The organism is Tatumella ptyseos ATCC 33301 (assembly GCF_000735525.1).
Taxonomy (GTDB): Bacteria; Pseudomonadota; Gammaproteobacteria; order Enterobacterales; family Enterobacteriaceae; genus Tatumella; species Tatumella ptyseos.
The window spans coordinates 34146-51322 of record NZ_JMPR01000047.1 but is presented as its reverse complement, the minus strand read 5'-3'; the positions used below and the strand labels follow the sequence as shown (position 1 = coordinate 51322).

At 52.3% G+C, this 17177-nt stretch carries 15 protein-coding genes and 2 pseudogenes; 10 read left to right on the top strand and 7 right to left on the bottom strand.

Annotation, left to right across the window (positions count from 1 at the left end; genetic code table 11):
- The first annotated feature begins 17 nt into the window (after positions 1-17).
- From GTPT_RS15085 to rpoS, 9 genes are all read left to right on the top strand, one after another.
- Positions 18-341, top strand: a complete 324-nt coding sequence (locus tag GTPT_RS15085) for a DUF3561 family protein (RefSeq protein ID WP_025902596.1) — start codon at positions 18-20, stop codon at positions 339-341.
- Between the two features lie 159 nt (positions 342-500).
- The gene (gene ftsB, locus GTPT_RS15080) at positions 501-818 is read left to right on the top strand and encodes a cell division protein FtsB (RefSeq protein WP_025902595.1); all 318 of its coding nucleotides are present in this window, start codon (positions 501-503) and stop codon (positions 816-818) included.
- Between the two features lie 11 nt (positions 819-829).
- The gene (ispD, locus tag GTPT_RS15075) at positions 830-1546 is read left to right on the top strand and encodes a 2-C-methyl-D-erythritol 4-phosphate cytidylyltransferase (protein ID WP_029989896.1); all 717 of its coding nucleotides are present in this window, start codon (positions 830-832) and stop codon (positions 1544-1546) included.
- Positions 1546-2025: a 2-C-methyl-D-erythritol 2,4-cyclodiphosphate synthase gene (gene ispF / locus GTPT_RS15070; RefSeq protein WP_025902593.1), complete on the top strand. Its 480-nt coding sequence runs from the start codon at positions 1546-1548 to the stop codon at positions 2023-2025. Before ispD ends, ispF begins: the two co-directional genes overlap by 1 nt.
- Positions 2022-3071, top strand: a complete 1050-nt coding sequence (truD, locus tag GTPT_RS15065; RefSeq protein WP_029989897.1) for a tRNA pseudouridine(13) synthase TruD — start codon at positions 2022-2024, stop codon at positions 3069-3071. Before ispF ends, truD begins: the two co-directional genes overlap by 4 nt.
- The gene (gene surE, locus GTPT_RS15060) at positions 3052-3813 is read left to right on the top strand and encodes a 5'/3'-nucleotidase SurE (RefSeq protein ID WP_025902591.1); all 762 of its coding nucleotides are present in this window, start codon (positions 3052-3054) and stop codon (positions 3811-3813) included. The genes truD and surE overlap by 20 nt, the downstream gene beginning before the upstream one ends.
- Complete coding sequence (locus GTPT_RS15055; RefSeq protein ID WP_025902590.1) at positions 3807-4433, top strand: protein-L-isoaspartate(D-aspartate) O-methyltransferase; 627 nt, start codon at positions 3807-3809, stop codon at positions 4431-4433. Before surE ends, GTPT_RS15055 begins: the two co-directional genes overlap by 7 nt.
- Positions 4434-4592: 159 nt before the next feature.
- Positions 4593-5732 (top strand): murein hydrolase activator NlpD, encoded by a 1140-nt coding sequence (gene nlpD, locus GTPT_RS15050; protein ID WP_029989898.1) that lies wholly within the window; start codon positions 4593-4595, stop codon positions 5730-5732.
- Between the two features lie 48 nt (positions 5733-5780).
- On the top strand, positions 5781-6770 hold the full coding sequence (gene rpoS / locus GTPT_RS15045; RefSeq protein ID WP_029989900.1) for an RNA polymerase sigma factor RpoS: 990 nt from the start codon (positions 5781-5783) through the stop codon (positions 6768-6770).
- Positions 6771-6861: 91 nt separating this feature from the next.
- Here rpoS and mutS read toward each other — a convergent pair whose 3' ends face one another.
- From mutS to GTPT_RS15030, 3 genes and pseudogenes are all read right to left on the bottom strand, one after another.
- The gene (gene mutS / locus GTPT_RS15040; RefSeq protein ID WP_029989902.1) at positions 6862-9423 is read right to left on the bottom strand and encodes a DNA mismatch repair protein MutS; all 2562 of its coding nucleotides are present in this window, start codon (positions 9421-9423) and stop codon (positions 6862-6864) included.
- A gap of 437 nt (positions 9424-9860) precedes the next feature.
- Positions 9861-10085: pseudogene (locus GTPT_RS17595) on the bottom strand (type VI secretion system tube protein Hcp); the annotation flags it as partial.
- Between the two features lie 248 nt (positions 10086-10333).
- Positions 10334-10855: pseudogene (locus GTPT_RS15030) on the bottom strand (DUF2778 domain-containing protein).
- A gap of 1018 nt (positions 10856-11873) precedes the next feature.
- On the opposite strand from GTPT_RS15030, the gene GTPT_RS15020 reads away from it, so the two are divergent.
- On the top strand, positions 11874-12284 hold the full coding sequence (locus GTPT_RS15020; RefSeq protein WP_029989906.1) for a putative T6SS immunity periplasmic lipoprotein: 411 nt from the start codon (positions 11874-11876) through the stop codon (positions 12282-12284).
- 293 nt (positions 12285-12577) lie between these two features.
- Here GTPT_RS15020 and GTPT_RS15015 read toward each other — a convergent pair whose 3' ends face one another.
- From GTPT_RS15015 to GTPT_RS15000, 4 genes are read right to left on the bottom strand one after another with little or no spacing between them, the layout of a single operon-like run.
- A complete protein-coding gene (locus GTPT_RS15015; RefSeq protein ID WP_029989907.1) occupies positions 12578-13078 on the bottom strand; it encodes a DcrB-related protein in 501 nt (166 codons plus the stop codon).
- Entirely contained in the window at positions 13071-14825 is a 1755-nt protein-coding gene (locus tag GTPT_RS15010; RefSeq protein WP_029989909.1) for an OmpA family protein, read from the bottom strand. The genes GTPT_RS15015 and GTPT_RS15010 overlap by 8 nt, the downstream gene beginning before the upstream one ends.
- Positions 14822-16153, bottom strand: a complete 1332-nt coding sequence (locus GTPT_RS15005) for a GlcNAc-transferase family protein (protein ID WP_029989911.1) — start codon at positions 16151-16153, stop codon at positions 14822-14824. The genes GTPT_RS15010 and GTPT_RS15005 overlap by 4 nt, the downstream gene beginning before the upstream one ends.
- 24 nt (positions 16154-16177) lie before the next feature.
- Complete coding sequence (locus GTPT_RS15000) at positions 16178-17173, bottom strand: fimbrial protein (protein ID WP_029989913.1); 996 nt, start codon at positions 17171-17173, stop codon at positions 16178-16180.
- Between the last annotated feature and the right edge of the window lie 4 nt (positions 17174-17177).

Here is a 17177-nt window from a genome sequence, read left to right as displayed (position 1 = left end):
GTAATCACAGGATCGATATGCTGAACGTCACTTCATTGCTTGCCAGACAATCAATTCCGCCGGAAGAGGGCAGCGGTGCCTCTCTTTCCGGCGGGGTTATTGGTTTTTTTGCGTATTTATTTGCGCTGGCAACGCCATTTTTCTACTTTGGTGCCAGCGTATTGTTCTTCTTTATGTATACCTGGCCGTTCTTTCTGGCATTACTGCCGGTGTCCGTCATTGTGGGGATTGCGTTTTCTATCTGGCTTAACCGCCGTTTGTTCCTGACCCTGCTATTTACGCTTCTGATTGTGATTTCTTTTTTCTGGGTGTTATTTTCCTTCCTTGCCGGCTGGAATTAGGGCCTGTCCTGAGGATCTTTTCTGAAAAACAGCCATGTTATTACGGTCGGTACCGCATTTTTATTACAGAATTTTCATGAAAAATACGACATTTTGGTTGCCACAGTGGAGTCCTGCCGAAAGTTATGGGATGATTGAGCGGTTTTTCAGGGGGCGGGGATGGGAAAACTGACAATATTGTTACTGATTTTACTTGGCTGGCTGCAATACTCGCTTTGGCTGGGTAAAAACGGTATTCATGATTACACTACGGTTAATCAGGAAGTCGTGGCTCAGCAGGCAATCAATGCCAAACTTAAAACGCGAAATGATCAGCTGTTCGCGGAGATAGACGATCTGAACGAAGGTTCGGAAGCTATCGAAGAACGGGCACGTAATGAACTGGGTATGATTCGTCCCGGTGAAACTTTCTATCGTCTGGTAACAGAGCAAAATAAACGCACTACACAATCTGTGGTGTCAAACCAACAACGATAAAAACGACAACAATGACTAGCACCGTATCCTTTCCGGATGTGATTGCTGTAGTTCCGGCGGCCGGTATCGGCAGCCGGATGCAGTCCGATCGTCCGAAACAGTACATGACTCTCGGTCAGCGTACTCTGCTCGAATACAGTATCACTTCTTTATTTACTCACCCTGCTGTCAGTAACGTCGTGGTAGCTCTGCATCCCGACGATGACCAGTTTCATCGATTACCGCTGGCATCTGACCCGCGTATTATGACTGTCACCGGGGGAAGCTCCCGGGCAGATTCGGTCTATGCCGGACTGCAGGCGGCAGGCGGGGCAGAATGGGTACTGGTGCATGATGCTGCGCGTCCCTGCCTGCATCCGGATGACCTGCACCGTTTACTGGCGCTGAGGGCGGTCAGTGAGGTCGGGGGCATTCTGGCCTCACCGGTCTCTGACACGATGAAACGTGCCATCCCGGGGGGCTGCGATATTGAACATACGGTCGACCGCGAGGCGCTCTGGCATGCGCTGACCCCCCAGTTATTTCCGTTAGCACTCTTAAAGCAGTGCCTGCGTCAGGCGATGAATGACGGAGCCACCATCACAGATGAAGCTTCGGCACTGGAGTATTGCGGGTACCATCCCCGGCTTATCCAGGGGCGCAGTGATAATATCAAAGTGACCCGTCCTGAAGATTTGGCGCTGGCAGATTTCTTTTTAACCCGCAGGCAGAAAGAGGAGAACGCATGATGCGTATCGGCCATGGTTTTGATGTTCACGCCTTTGGCGGAGAAGGCCCGCTGGTCATTGGCGGTGTCAGAATTCCTTTTGAGCAAGGGTTTATTGCCCATTCCGATGGCGATGTTGCCTTACATGCCCTGACGGATGCTTTATTAGGTGCAGTCGCGATGGGAGACATCGGTAAATTGTTCCCGGACACGGACCCGGCGTTTAAAGGCGCCGACAGCCGCGGGCTGTTGCGTGAAGCCTGGTCCCGCATTCGCCAGAAAGGGTATGACATCGGGAATGTCGACATCACGTTGATTGCACAGGCACCTAAGATGCTGCCCCATATCGCTCAGATGCGTATTAACATTGCTGAAGACCTCGGCTGTCATATGGACCAGGTCAATGTGAAAGCCACGACGACAGAAAAGCTGGGCTTTACCGGCCGCGGTGAAGGCATTGCCTGTGAAGCGGTGGCACTTCTGACGGCGGCAGCCCGATGAAAATGAGTGAACTGCAGTATCTGCACGGTAAGCCTACGGTTTCCGGCGTCATGCGTGCCACGGCCGATGATTTCCGTGTGACAGAAGACCTTGGATATCAGCCGGATGGCGAAGGGGAACAGCTGCTGGTGCGTTTGCGTAAAACCGGATGCAACACGCGGTTTGTGGCCGATGCCCTGGCCCGTTATCTGAAAATACCGGCCCGTGAAGTCAGTTTTGCCGGCATGAAAGACCGCCATGCGGTGACCGAGCAGACATTCTGCTTACGGCTGCCGGGTAAAGAAATGCCCGATATGGGTGGCTTTGCTTTGGAAGGCTGTGAAATTTTACATGTTTCGCGGCATAAACGAAAAATCCGTACCGGGGCACTGGCCGGTAACGCTTTTAGCCTGATCCTGCGTAACATCAGTGATCGTGATGCGGCCGAACAGCGACTCGCCCTGATTGCTGAAGCCGGAGCGGTTAACTACTTCGGTGAGCAGCGATTCGGTCGTGATGGTCATAACCTGACCATGGTAACCCAGTGGGCCTGTGGTGAAATCACGGTCCGTGATCGGAATAAGCGCAGTTTACTGCTCTCGGCAGCGCGAAGTGCTATGTTTAATCAGGTGACCAGCGCACGGCTGGCGGCGCAGGGTGACCTGCAGACACTGATGCGGGGCGATTGTGTGCAGCTTACCGGTCGCGGTAGCTGGTTTGTCGTGAAAGACGATGAACTGGAGGACGTGCGGGGGCGTGTGCAGCGTCATGAACTTCGCCTGACCGCACCGCTGGCCGGTCGTGGTGAGGCCGGCCCGCAGGAAGAGGCAAAGTTGTTTGAACAGCAGATCCTGGACCAGAATCCGGAACTCTGTACTTTGTTGTGCAAAGAAAAAACCGATGCGGCCCGCAGAGCAATGCTGGTGGTCCCGAAAAATATGCACTGGCAGTGGCTGGATGATGCCACGCTGAAACTGGATTTCTGGCTTCCGGCCGGCAGTTTCGCGACCAGTGTTGTCCGTGAACTGTTATTCCAGGGAGGTGTGTTTGAGGATATTGCTGAGTAATGATGATGGTGTTTTCGCACCGGGCATCCAGGTACTGGCCAGTGCATTACGTTCAATGGCTGATGTACAAGTGGTCGCTCCGGATCGTAACCGGAGCGGGGCCTCAAATGCCCTGACGCTGGAATCACCGCTGCGCACGTTTACCCACAGTAACGGTGATATTGCCGTATTGATGGGCACACCGACCGATTGTGTTTTTCTGGGCGTTAACACCCTGATGCACCCGAAGCCGGATATTGTCGTTTCCGGCATCAACGCCGGCCCGAACCTGGGGGACGACGTGATTTACTCCGGAACGGTTGCCGCGGCGATGGAAGGTCGCCATCTGGGGCTGCCGGCGCTGGCTATCTCCTTACACGGGCAACGTCATTATGAAACGGCTGCCGCCGCCACCTGCGCTATCCTGCAGGCGTTGCAGCGTGTGCCATTACGGACCGGACGGGTACTGAATATCAATGTGCCGGATGTGCCGTTGTCAGAAATTAAAGGCTACCGGGTGACCCGTTGCGGACGCCGGCATCCTGCCGACCAGGTGATCACCCAACAGGATCCTCGTGGTGAGACAATTTACTGGATAGGTCCGCTGGGAGGCACGCTGGATGCCGGTCCCGGTACCGACTTTGCGGCGGTTGAACAGGGGTATATCTCAATTACCGCTCTGGACGCCGATCTGACCGCTCATCCTGCTCAGGAAACACTGGCAGACTGGCTGGAGCATGCAGAGGTCGCGCTGCCATGCTGAACAAACGCATTGAAATGTTACTGGCGCAACTGCGCCGACAGGGGATCGGTGATGAGCATATTTTACGTGCCATCGCCGATGTCCCTCGTGAGCATTTCATTGATGAAGCGTTTGAACACAAGGCATGGGATAATAATGCGTTACCGATTGGCTACGGACAGACTATCTCCCAGCCTTACATGGTGGCCCGGATGACTGAGCTGCTCGGGGTGACACCGCATTCCAGGGTGCTGGAAATCGGTACCGGCTCCGGTTATCAGACAGCCATCCTGGCTCACCTTGTTGATCATGTTTATTCTGTAGAACGGATTAAGGGGCTACAGTGGCAGGCGAAACGGCGACTGAAGCTGCTGGATTTGCATAATATCTCTACCCGCCATGGCGATGGCTGGCTGGGCTGGCCTTCCCGGGGGCCATTTGATGCTATTATAGTCACCGCGGCACCCCCGGAAATCCCGGCGGCTTTATGCGGTCAGCTGAGTGAACAGGGAGTGATGGTATTGCCGGTAGGCGATGAACATCAGGTATTACGACGTATACAACGTTCAGGTGATGATTATATTGATGATGTGATCGAGCCTGTGCGTTTTGTCCCTCTTATCCAGGGGGACTTAGCCTGACAGGCTGGTGAATTAAACGAAAACAGGTCGCGCAGCGTGTCGCTGACAGGACAGTCAGTGTCACCCGCCTTTATAGTGACCCTTGCCGGGACGCACAGATCTTAACGGCTTGCAGCCGGCAGGGTGTCATATCTCTTCCTTTTGTTATCCGGGGGAACGATGAGCACGGGAAGCACAACTTTTCAATTATTTCCATTACGCCGACTGGCGTTTTTAACCTTTGCGGCAGTCGCACTGGCGGGATGTAGCTCTGATGATAATACTCAAGCTCCTATCTCTGCCATCAACGGCAGTGCCGGCGGTCACACCAGTGATGCACCGGCCTCTTACGGACGTGTTCCGACAGCGCCGGTCATTAACGGTACCGTTCCCTCCGGCCCGGGTAGCAGCATGACCTACCGTCCGGTACAGCGTACGGCTGAACCGGTTCAGGCACCGGTACGTACAGAAAACGGACATATTGTTTATGATCGTACGTATGGGAACATTCCGAAAGGCAGTTACAACGGACCGACCTATACCGTAAGACGCGGTGATACCTTGTTCTATATTGCCTGGATCACCGGTAACGATTTCCGTGATTTGGCGCAGCGTAATAATGTTGCCGCCCCTTACTCTCTCCATGTAGGACAGGTGCTGCAGGTAGGTAACAGTTCCGGGCAGCCAATCACAGGTGGCAATGCAATTTCAATCGCTGATTCCTCTCAACCTTCCACAAATCCATCGGCTACGCCTTCTGTAAGGCCGGTTGCACAGCAACCAGTTATTACGTATTCTGATGATTCGGGTGACGAAACAAACAGCACCGCTAATAGTGGCAGTAAGTTATTACCGTCGAGATCACCGGTTGTGGGCAGTGCTTCAGCACCTATCACGGCACCGGTCAATCCACCGACGGCAAGCAGTACTTCAGTCAGCTCCGCGCCTATCACTACCTGGCGCTGGCCGACAGAAGGAAAAATTATTGATAGCTTCTCAGCCTCCGAAGGCGGCAATAAAGGGATCGATATTGCCGGCTCCCGGGGACAACCAGTGGTTGCTACTGCTGCGGGTCGTGTGGTTTATGCCGGTAATGCGCTCAGGGGATATGGAAACCTGATCATCATTAAACACAATGACGATTACCTGAGTGCGTATGCGCATAACGACACGATGCTGGTCCGCGAACAACAGGAAGTCAGCGCAGGACAAAAAATTGCAACGATGGGGAGCACAGGAACAAGCTCAGTCAGACTGCATTTTGAAATTCGTTACAAGGGGAAATCCGTCAATCCGTTGCGCTATTTGCCGCAACGATAACAGGCAGGGCTGAGATGGCTCTGTCCGGGATAAGGGGAGGAGCCATTGATGAACCGAAATACACTTAAAGATAGTGAGTTACAGGAAGATGCGTTTGATGACAATGGCAACGAAGCCTTTGATGAGAATGCATTAGTAGCAAATGACTCTAAAGATGATGACGTAACAGAAGATGATCAGCTGACTCAGGCGACGTCTCAGCGTGTTCTGGATGCCACTCAACTCTACCTTGGGGAAATTGGATTTTCTCCGTTACTGACCGCCGAAGAAGAAGTTTTCTTTGCCCGTCGGGCTTTACGCGGTGACGTGGCAGCACGTCGCCGTATGATCGAAAGTAACCTGCGTCTGGTAGTGAAAATATCGCGGCGTTACAACAATCGTGGTCTGGCACTGCTTGACCTGATTGAAGAAGGGAATCTCGGCCTGATCCGCGCGGTTGAGAAATTTGATCCTGAACGTGGATTCCGTTTCTCAACTTATGCGACCTGGTGGATCCGCCAGACGATTGAGCGTGCAATTATGAATCAGACACGGACTATCCGTCTGCCTATTCATATTGTGAAAGAGCTTAATGTCTATCTGCGGACCGCCAGAGAACTGGCTCATGTCCTTGACCATGAGCCAAGTGCAGAAGAAATTGCCGGAGAACTGGATAAACCGGTTGAAGATGTCAGCAGGATGCTGAAACTTAACGAACGTATAACGTCTGTTGATACCCCGTTAGGGGGAGAGTCGGATAAGGCGCTGCTGGATATTTTGTCTGACGATAATGACAGCGGTCCTGAAGATCGTACCCAGAACAATGATATGAAACAGAGCATTGTTAAATGGCTGTACGAGCTGAATCCAAAACAGCGTGAAGTTCTGGCCCGCCGCTTTGGGCTGCTGGGCTATGAAGCCGCGACTCTGGAAGATGTCGGGCAGGAAATTTCTCTGACCCGTGAACGTGTCCGCCAGATTCAGGTGGAAGGTTTACGTCGGTTACGGGAAATCTTACAGGGACAGGGTCTTAGCATTGAAGCGTTGTTTCGCGAGTAACAGGACGTTTTCGCGTAACGGACCATTTTCAGGGATGAACTGAGAGCAGCCTGTCACGACAGGCTGCTTTCTTTTATGCTTTTTGCAGGGGTCAGACCAGGTCTTTTAACCGGTACAACCATTCCAGTGCCTGACGCGGTGACATAGTGTCAGGATCCAACGCTTCCAGAGCTTCAACCGCCGGCGAAACCTCAGCTTCCAGCAGTGGCAACTGTGGCCCCCCGCTACGGGACGGCGTATCTTTTGCTGAAATCATCTCCAGTTCACGCAGCTTCTGGCGCGCACGTTTAATGACTTCTTTCGGGACACCTGCCAGTGCCGCGACGGCCAGCCCGTAACTTTTACTGGCCGGGCCTTCCTGAACACTGTGCATAAAGGCAATAGTCTCGCCATGCTCCATCGCATTCAGGTGAACATTGACCACCCCTTCCAGTGTTTCCGGTAAGGCGGTAAGTTCAAAGTAATGGGTTGCAAACAAGGTCAGGGCCTTAATGCGGTTCGCCAGGTTCTCGGCACAGGCCCATGCCAGTGATAATCCGTCATAGGTTGAGGTACCGCGGCCAATCTCGTCCATCAGTACCAGGCTGTTTGCGGTGGCATTGTGCAGGATGTTGGCCGTTTCGGTCATCTCTACCATAAAGGTGGAACGTCCGGAAGCCAGGTCATCGGCGGCACCGACCCGGGTAAAAATACGATCTATCGGGCCCAGAGTCACTGCTTCTGCCGGCACGTAACTGCCGGTCCAGGCTAACAGAGCAATCAGCGCCGTCTGGCGCATATAGGTACTTTTACCCCCCATATTTGGCCCGGTGACAATCAGCATCCGCCGCTGTGGCGAGAGCGCTAACGGGTTAGCGATAAAGGGGTCTTTCAGCACCTGTTCAACGACCGGATGACGTCCTTCCCGGATATTGATCCCGGCAGCGTCCTGTAAAACCGGACAGCAATAATTAAGTGTCATTGCGCGTTCTGACAGGTTTGTTAATACATCAAGTTCTGATAATGCACTGGCACTTTGCTGCAACGGTTCAAGGAAAGGCAATAACTGATCAAAGAGTGCGTCATACAGCGCTTTTTCCAGCGACAAGGCTTTGCCTTTCGAGGTCAGGACCTTATCTTCATACTCTTTCAGCTCAGGAATAATGTAACGCTCGGCATTTTTCAGCGTCTGGCGGCGCACGTAATGCATCGGTACCAGATGGCTCTGACCCCGGCTGACCTGAATATAGTAGCCATGCACCGCGTTAAACCCGACTTTCAGGGTATCCAGCCCCAGTGACTCTCTCTCCCGGATTTCGAGTTTATCCAGATAATCGGTCGCACCGTCAGCCAGCGCCCGCCATTCGTCCAGTTCTTCATTGTATCCCGGTGCGATAACGCCGCCGTCTCTCACCAGCACCGGCGGGGTTTCGATAATGGCACGCTCAAGTAATTCCCGCAGATCGGTAAACAAACCGCTTTGTTGAGCCAGTGTTTTCAGACGCGGGCTGGAAGCTTCGGCTAAAACTTCCTGCAATTCCGGTAATTGACGGAATGCGTGGCGCATTCTGGCGAGGTCACGCGGTCTGGCGGTCCGCAGTGCCAGACGAGCCAGAATACGCTCCAGGTCGCCCACCTGGTGTAACAGCGGTTGCAACTGCTCATTCAGGTCCTGAAGCTCGGCAATGCAGCTCTGGCGCTCCCGGATCACCCCGGCATCACGCAGGGGCATATGCAGCCAGCGTTTCAGCATCCTGCTTCCCATCGGGGTGACCGTTTTATCGATCACTGCCGCCAGGGTATTATCGGTGCCCCCTGCCATATTCAGGGTAATTTCAAGATTACGCCGTGTCGCGGCATCCATAATAATGGTGTCCTGCTGGCGTATCATACTCAGCGAGCGGATGTGCGGCAGGGCGGTGCGCTGAGTGTCACGGGCATACTGTAACAAACAGCCTGCGGCAGGCAGGGCCAGCAGCGCCTGTTCAACACCGAACCCGCGCAGATCGCGGGTCCCGAATTGCATATTCAGCTGCTGGCGTGCGGTACTGAGTTCAAATTCCCAGATCGGGCGGCGGCGCAAACCGCGGCGGCCATCAATTAATGCCATCGCAGCAAAGTCTTCCGGATAGAGCAGCTCGGACGGATGGGTCCGCTGCAGCTCAGCCGCCAGCGCTTCCGCGTTTTCCGGCTCGCTCAGCAGAAAGCGTCCGGAGCTGATATCCAGCGTCGCATACCCGAACCCCGTACCTTTCGGGCTTTCATACACGGCAGCCAGCAGATTATCCTGACGCTCATTCAGCAGGGCTTCATCACTGATCGTCCCGGGAGTGACAATACGGACCACTTTACGTTCGACCGGGCCCTTACTCAGTGCAGGGTCGCCCACCTGTTCACAGAGAGCGACGGACTCCCCCATCTGAACCAGTTTTGCCAGATAACCTTCCACCGCATGATAAGGCACGCCCGCCATCGGGATAGGTTGCCCGGCGGAGGCCCCGCGTTTGGTCAGAGAGATATCCAGTAATTGCGAGGCTTTCCGTGCATCATCAAAGAACAGCTCGTAAAAATCGCCCATCCGGTAGAACAGCAGAATGTCCGGATGCTCCGCTTTCAGACGCAGGTACTGCTGCATCATCGGGGTATGAGAGTCTAAATTTTCGATTGTACTCATAGTGTTGAGATGTCCATTATCATAAAAATTAGAGAGTTAAGTGATTTTATGATTATCATTTTTACTCACGTTGTCTCATGGGATCTCATGAAATCCTGGCGTTAACGGCAGGCTGACGAGTAGCTTGCCAGACGGCAGAGGGAAAAAATGCAGCTTCAGGAGCCACAACCCACATTTCCTTTCACGAGTACGTGGTGAGTATGATAACGGAGTCTGACAGGCAGGAAAACACGCGGGAAAGCGACTTTTTTCGGCGGCGTCCGAAAGAATGAAATTTGGCGATGGCGCTGCAGCGGATTACGGAGAAAATCGGTGCCTTCGTGTATCGTGTGGAAAAACCGGCGTTAAGTCCTTTTTCTATCGTTACACTAGTCCTGTTACTGGAAAATCTGGCTCGATATGAAAAACCTGGGTGAACGCGGCGGACGTAACAGGGTTGCGCGGTTGATGAGGCTCGCTGAATTAGCAACTTCCTTTTCAATCATCATAGAGGAATGTTGACGAGTGCCAGTGATTTTACCATTGGCATTATCTACTGGAAGATTGATACCGTGGCTTAACCCAATAATTTCTATACTACCGTCACGATCCTGAATATCGACAGAACCTTTAATATCTGCACCACCATCATCTTTAAGCCACATATACGGAGGGATTGGCATGTTATTTTTTCCTTATTTTATTAATTAACTTCATTGTAACTAAATAGACTAAAGTTGTTATAGAAAAAACGGTTATTACGGACACATAGAAATAAAGATCATAGTAATTGTCAGCACCTATTTCTCCTGAGCCATAAATAAGATGACCAAGCCATGAATAGAACTTGTCACTAATCCAATTTTCAGGAGTACCTAGGGTGCGTGCTATAACCAGAGACAAAAGGATATAAAATATAACTTTTGTAATTCTACGGGCAAGTGTTGTTATAGTCACCAGCTATTACCTCCACCCAGCCACGAGCCATAAGTGACCGCATACATGGAACTTGTATTGGAGCCGTTCTTAGAAGTGCATTTCTGATGAGGGCATAGTCTGAATTATGTGCAATTGTTATACAACCCTCAGAAACGCGACCTGGATGAAGTCTAAACAATCAACGATGAACACCATTAATCCAAGTCCCGTCATCAATACTCAAATCATCCTTGTATAGAGCAAACCACTCATCCCGTCCAAATTCAGCACCATAGTAAAATTTGTTGTATAGATCTTGTGCCTTAGCTTTAGCCCAGGAGCCTAGCCCACCAGCTCCTCGCTCTACTATCCAGTACTTCCCTGGTGGTAGTGGGCCGTCGCTCGGAATAGCTCCACATGCTCCTTTATTCCGGTATACCCCTTTACCAGAGAAAGCCATGAAAACACCCACACCATACAGATTGAAAGGTGCATAATCTGCCCCATTCAATATCAATTTTCCGTGTAAGGCCATGCTCTTTTTCCTTATGCTATTGTAAATCCTTATAAATAGTGTATCTATTGAGTGGGGGTGAGTAAATAACACAATATGTGGTTTTTTGTTCCTTAGAGAGTTAGTTATCTGCTTCTATCAAACCGCACCCACATTCCTCAAAATGTATCCCATCAGTAAACCAGAGCCTGCTAATTAATCACTTTGTTCCTAAATTTAAAAGGGTTAATCTTTGCAAAAGAGGACTGCTGCATCATTGGGGTATGAGAGTCTAAATTTTCGATTGTACTCATAGTGTTGAGATGTCCATTATCATAAAAATTAGAGGGTTAAGTGATTTTATGATTATCATTTTTACTCACGTTGTCTCATGGGATCTCATGAAATCCTGGCGTTAACGGCAGGCTGACGAGTAGCTTGCCAGACGGCAGAGGGAAAAAATGTAGCTTCAGGCGCCACAACCCACATTTTCTTTCACGAGTACGTGGTGAGTATGATAACGGAGTCTGTCAGGCAGGAAAACAAGCGGGAAAGCGACTTTTTTCGGGGCCGCCTGAAAGAATGAAATCTGATGATGGCGATGCAGCGGATTCCGGAGAAAATCGGTGCATCAGCTCCCTGCGGCGGTTTAACCCGGAGTAAGGTTTTTCTGCCGCGACACGAGACGCCTGACGGAAAACCAGCCCGGGTTCAAAGGGGCACTTTCTGCGGACTTCTTTCGCCGCAGTACCTCCGGCAACCATCGGTTTCTTTCGCAAACGACTTAACCTTTTGACATTTACGTGAAAAGGCTCACATACGTACTATATCTTATTGCACGTAGTACGATCTGTGTCGTACCGTATTGATACAGAGGATCTTCCCGCTTACCATGTCCGGGAATCAGATTATTTCTGGATATTATTGCTTTAAATATTATAGGAGCATTCGTCTGAAATATGAAACTGGTCGTCAGGCAGGTTTTAATGATTTTTAAGGTAATAATACTCTTTCGCTATATAACAACCTATTCCTGGCATCAATGTGATAAAAGTGCGATATGATGAAATTCATAATCCTGTTTATTTCTATTGTTTTTTTAACATCCTGCCACATAAATGATCCTCGCCCGGAAAATCATCGGGCTAAGGTCAGTGTAGCCGGTGGCAGGGTTTGTATTACTGCACCGGGGGCTCAGGGCGAAAGGATCACCTCATTAAGTATTAATGAAATCGGGAGTAGTGAAAATATGATTGCCAGAACATTCACTATTGATAATGCACCAGTGTTATTTTCAGATAAATGCATTTCAGATGCCGGCTTTACTTTTGCCCCCGGTAAATCATATATATTCTCTGTTAATGCAATACGGATAAAAGAAAATCACACTATCGAAAATGGCAATAGTTATAGTGTGACTTTTTCCGTGTGGAAAGATAACGGAAAATTCAAAGTAAAAGATATTAACTAACCCGCCGGGAAATTATGCCTGATTTCCGGCGGTCAGGGGAGCGCGTCTGTCACCCGACCTATGGCGAAGCTTGATCAGGTCATCCCGTATCCGTAGAGGGAAACACATCTTTCCGAAATTATCTCATCGGGTGAAGAAGCCCGGGATGAATTCCGCAACAACCCGGGACCGGGGAACGGGCAGCCCGGGAGGCGTTAACCGCGAAAAAACTGGCGCGGAGCCTGTCGGCAGTGAAATACTAACCGGGCTGACATAAAGCATAACGGGCCTCCGATACGGTGAGGCCCTCTGGCTTACTCCACCGTGCCGCTCATCGACAGCGGTGTTTCTGCGGCAGTAAAACTGTTCATGATCCTGACGTAGTGCTTACGCTGGCTGTCAGTAAATTCTCCCGTCGTGGCAAGGGTAAAAATAAGAAGATTACTCTGCGATGGATTGAGTGAACCCTCGTAAGGCAGGCGGATCACTGACAGGATCTGTTTCGTCCATTCACCATTATTCAGAAACCGGTTGGCGGCCTGTAATACAGGAAGCTTTGACGGCCCGAGCTCATGACTGAGGATCTCGCCTTCCGGCGTGTAGCCGGGCGTAAATTGCCGCATCCGTTGCTGCTGCATCTCATAGAAATCTTCCATGGTCTGGTCGGCTGCCAGCTGAGCGCGGTTGATGATCACTTCGTAGGCTCTGTTCTCTTCATCGGTATACTTCAGGATATTCACTGAGTAATCCGCGTCCGGGAGCAGTGTCAGAAATGTGCCTTCCGGCAACGGGTAAGTCACGGGTTTGTTAGTCATAGTCTTTATTTACCTGGAATAAATGAGGGTAGAGGGGAATGATTTCGATGCGCCGGTTACCGGCCCGTCCCTGCTGACTGTCATTGGTGGTTATCGGACGGGTTTCACCGGCACCATCAACAATAAAATGGCTGGACGGAAATTCACTATTCGCTACCAGCCAGTCGCGGACGGACTCAGCCCGGCGTAAGGAGAGGTAACGGTTTCCCGCGGCTGTACCGGTATTATCGGTGTAACCCACGATCAGAACCGGATACTGTGACGTACGGCGCAGCGCCGGTAACAGCGCTGCCAGCGTCTGATAACGTGTGCCGGTGATCGTGCTGCTGCCGGGATCAAACCATCCGGTGCCGTCGTCAGGCAGCGACAGCGGTGCGATGACCGCCGAAGGCATTAATGGTGGCCCGGTGAGTGGTGGCCTGGAACCGGAAAGCAACAGGGTTGCACTCAGTGACAGACATAACAGCAGTCCCGGAACGACGAACCGCTGTCGTTTGCGAGGGCTGACCGATGCTGTGAATGGCTCACCCGGTGGTTCGGAGGCAACCGGCAAAAGAGGCGGCAGCGGCAGGCAAGGTGCCGCCTGCGACAGGGCCGGATACAGTAAATAGCGTTCAGCCAGCCAGTGTGACCAGCCGCCGTGGCGGGGAAAGCCCTGACGGATATCAGCCAGCAGTAACTCCGTTAACTGCAGCGGAGTATCGGTGAATAACCCGCCCAGGGCAGAGTTCAGTTCACCCCCTGTCAGCCATTCTGACAACGGTTTTGCGGCGCAGGCACGCGCGGTGGCATAACTGTCGCCGCAGCGCGCCGCATTCTGCAGTTGCTGATGCAGCCGTGTCAGCCACTGAGAAAATGAATCTGAGCCGGTACCGGGAGGCGTCCGGACCCAGGCTGCATCCCGGGGGGCTCCGGGCGGATGCCGGTGGCTCAGCCGGGCATACACCACCAGCTGGCAGCGGATCCGCGGAAGTTTTACGGCGCTGAGCAGACTGTGCCGCCAGTGTACGAAGGCGGCAGCCAGCAGAGCGTCACTCGCGAAAGTGTCTCCCGTCAGAGGGATCAGGCACTGAATAGCGACCTGCGGGTGTTTTTCAGAAAAATAACGGATACGTTCCATTAATACCTGTGGATCGGTCACGACGACCCGGTGACAGGACAGATCGCGACTGCCTGTTGTATCGTACTGGCTGAATCCTTGTACGGCACAAGGACCGGTGATCAGGCAGATCTGCGGCTTCCCGGCCTCCGGCGAGTCCCCGGGCGTACGGGCGACAGGATGAGGTGTCATTCCCGGTAACGAAAAATAGCGTTTCCGGTATTCGGCAAGAAAAGCGTCAGTCACCGCTCTGTCGCTATTTTCCGTGACTGACAGCAGACAGAGCAGGCGATAGCCGTAGCGAAACAGCGTGTTATCACCGCAGACCAGCAAGGCCTGCAGGACCACAGAAATGTCTGCCCGCGAGTCTGTACCGGCAGGAGCCTGCGCTTCGCCTCCGGAGCGCGTCTTTCTGACCGAACAGTGTTGCTGGTGCTGCTGAAGCTGCAGGTCAAGGAAGTAACGCAGCAGGCAGCAAAGTGAGTGGCTTTGTTCTGCGTCGTGATGTTCTTCCGTCAGGCTCTGGCTGAACGCCGTTATACGGCTTGCCAGTCGTTGCCGGAGGGCTGAAAGTGAGGGAATGACTGCCCCGGCTCGGATCAATATGCCGTAAGCCGCCAGCTCATCAAAACAGGTTTCGTGAGTCACCAGGGGGTCTCCGTCAGTTCACCCCAGCCGACCCCGGACTGCCAGCCACAGGTCCGTATCCGGTGCGGGTAACAACAGGGGAGGGTGGAAAAGCGGATCGACAGTGAGACCGCGGATTGTTCGTCCGGAGATGTCAGGCTGGCAGGAGGCTGGCGGCAGGTGAACAGCAACCGGTTATCCCTGTCATAAACACTCAGTCGGATAAATTCATAGCCGGCCCCGGGACCGGTGATTTCGGCGGGGGAAAGCGTTATTGTTCTGTGATGCCACAGAGTAAATGCCTCCAGCCATTCGGCATCGCTGGCGGGCGGGACAGCAAAAAAAGCCTGTTTTTCATCACCGCTAACGGCAGGCTGAACCGCCCTCAGACGTAAATGCAAACCGGTCTGATATTCAAACTGTCTGAGCGTTCTCTGATCACCATGGCCGTAAGGGGGGGCTATCTCCTGTGCGTCATTGTTTAGCCCGAGGAGGGTTGCGAGTCGTTGCTTTGATACCCGGTCCCGCTCCCACCATGCCCGGCTAACCGCCCCCTGTTTCCTGGCGTCATCGTTATGATCCTGCCAGATCTTCGAACATTCTGCGCGCTTGTAGTAATGCCACAGCAGGGGGATATGGGGATGGTAGACATCATAGCCCTGAGTAAATGCCCTCACCGACATACCGATCTCTTCCCCGGCAAAGAAGATCTGCGGGTCATTCGGGACATCCCGCACAAAGCGGCCCGGGGCAAAAATAAAGCCCCCGGCCAGATAACTGCCCCGCACAGGACGGGGGGCCGTCAGGACATGGCTTCCCACCATCGGTATGCCTTCCCGGGTAAATTCCCTGAAAATCATCCGGCTCACCGATGTCTGTTTACTTTTTTGTTCATCATCACCCGGCTGATAGCCGGGCGGGTAGGCGGAAAGTACCGGTAACGCACTGATCTTCTTAAGCGACTCCAGTAAAGAGATCATCTGCTGATCCCATCCTTCAATAAACCGGCAATGGGAATCGATCTGCAGGAAGTAAGGTTCATCCTGATAGCAGGTTTCTGACAGATGACGAGCCCAGCAGGCACCTTCACTGGTCAGATAATGGCGGTAAATTACGGTGACAGAAGCGCCGTTATAGCAAAAAAAACGGGTATCCTGAGTCTCTGACTGACGGGATACCGTCAAACCGGCATCGCTGAATACCGAAAAATCTCCCTCGTCCTGCCAGCACACCGCAATATGTAAGTGCTGCGGTGATGAAGCATTATCTGTCATATCTTTCAGTGTCGGGATCAGTTCCGGGTCACGGTAGCTGGCGATACTGACAAAAATATCTGGCTGGGGTGGCATATGTTTCTCCCGGAAAATCATCAGTCAGGTGATATCAAAGATAATCTCAGCTTTGGCCGAAAATGCCCCGGCCGAAGGCTGCACCAGGCCTGCGGCAGAAAGTTCCGCCGTCCAGTGAAATTCCGCACTGTTCTGACTGAGCGTACTGGTGATTTGTTCTCCGTCTTTACCGTTCACTTTCAGTGCCCGGTTCTGGCTGTCTTTGATAGTGATCCTCAGGCGGCCACTGCTTCCTCCGGCATCCTTCACCATAATACTGGCGGCATCATAAGAAGGGGTATCGGTGGTGATGTAAGCCGTGGCAGAGTAGTTGCCATAGTCCGTTTTACAGTTGATAGCAAAATCCAGTTTTTCCGACACGCCGGACTCAAGCATTTTGGCGGTGACCTTGCCGAAATTTACCGTTTTCGCACTGTCAGCCGTGCAGACCGGAGTGCTGATAATTTTAATTTCGCTGAGGGCCAGCTTACTCAGATAGTTATTCGGATCATTACTGACAATCAGATAAAAATAGCCAATAGGCCCGGGAGGCATAATGAGGTCACCGGCCGGGTTATTAAGCTGGAGGGTGTCAGCCACTTTATAAAACTCCACCTTATAGCCGGAAACGTCGGGGAAACGGAAGTAAACATACCCGGATTCATCCACTTTTGGCATATAAACCGTGGTGGGAAACCCTCCCCATTCGGGCAGGCCATTGGTCCAGAGCGGCTTAATGACAATGCCGGGAATATTGGTTTTGAAGGTCTTGTTCTGTGCGTTGTAAGACTCCAGTCCGATCACTCTGCGACCGACTTCGGTGCCGACCGGACAGTAAGTATAGAAAATATTATGACCTAACCGCGGGGTTTCAAAGGAGGCTATCGGAGTGGTGCTGTCAGCCGGGGCATCGGCCGCAATCGTAATCACCTGGTCCGGCACAGTTAATATTGCCGGGTAGCCACTTTGCCAGTCACAAAGGGCCCGGGCGCTTCCTGCGCCTAAAAACAGAGGCATCAGCAGTAGGGTTCGCCATCTCATATCT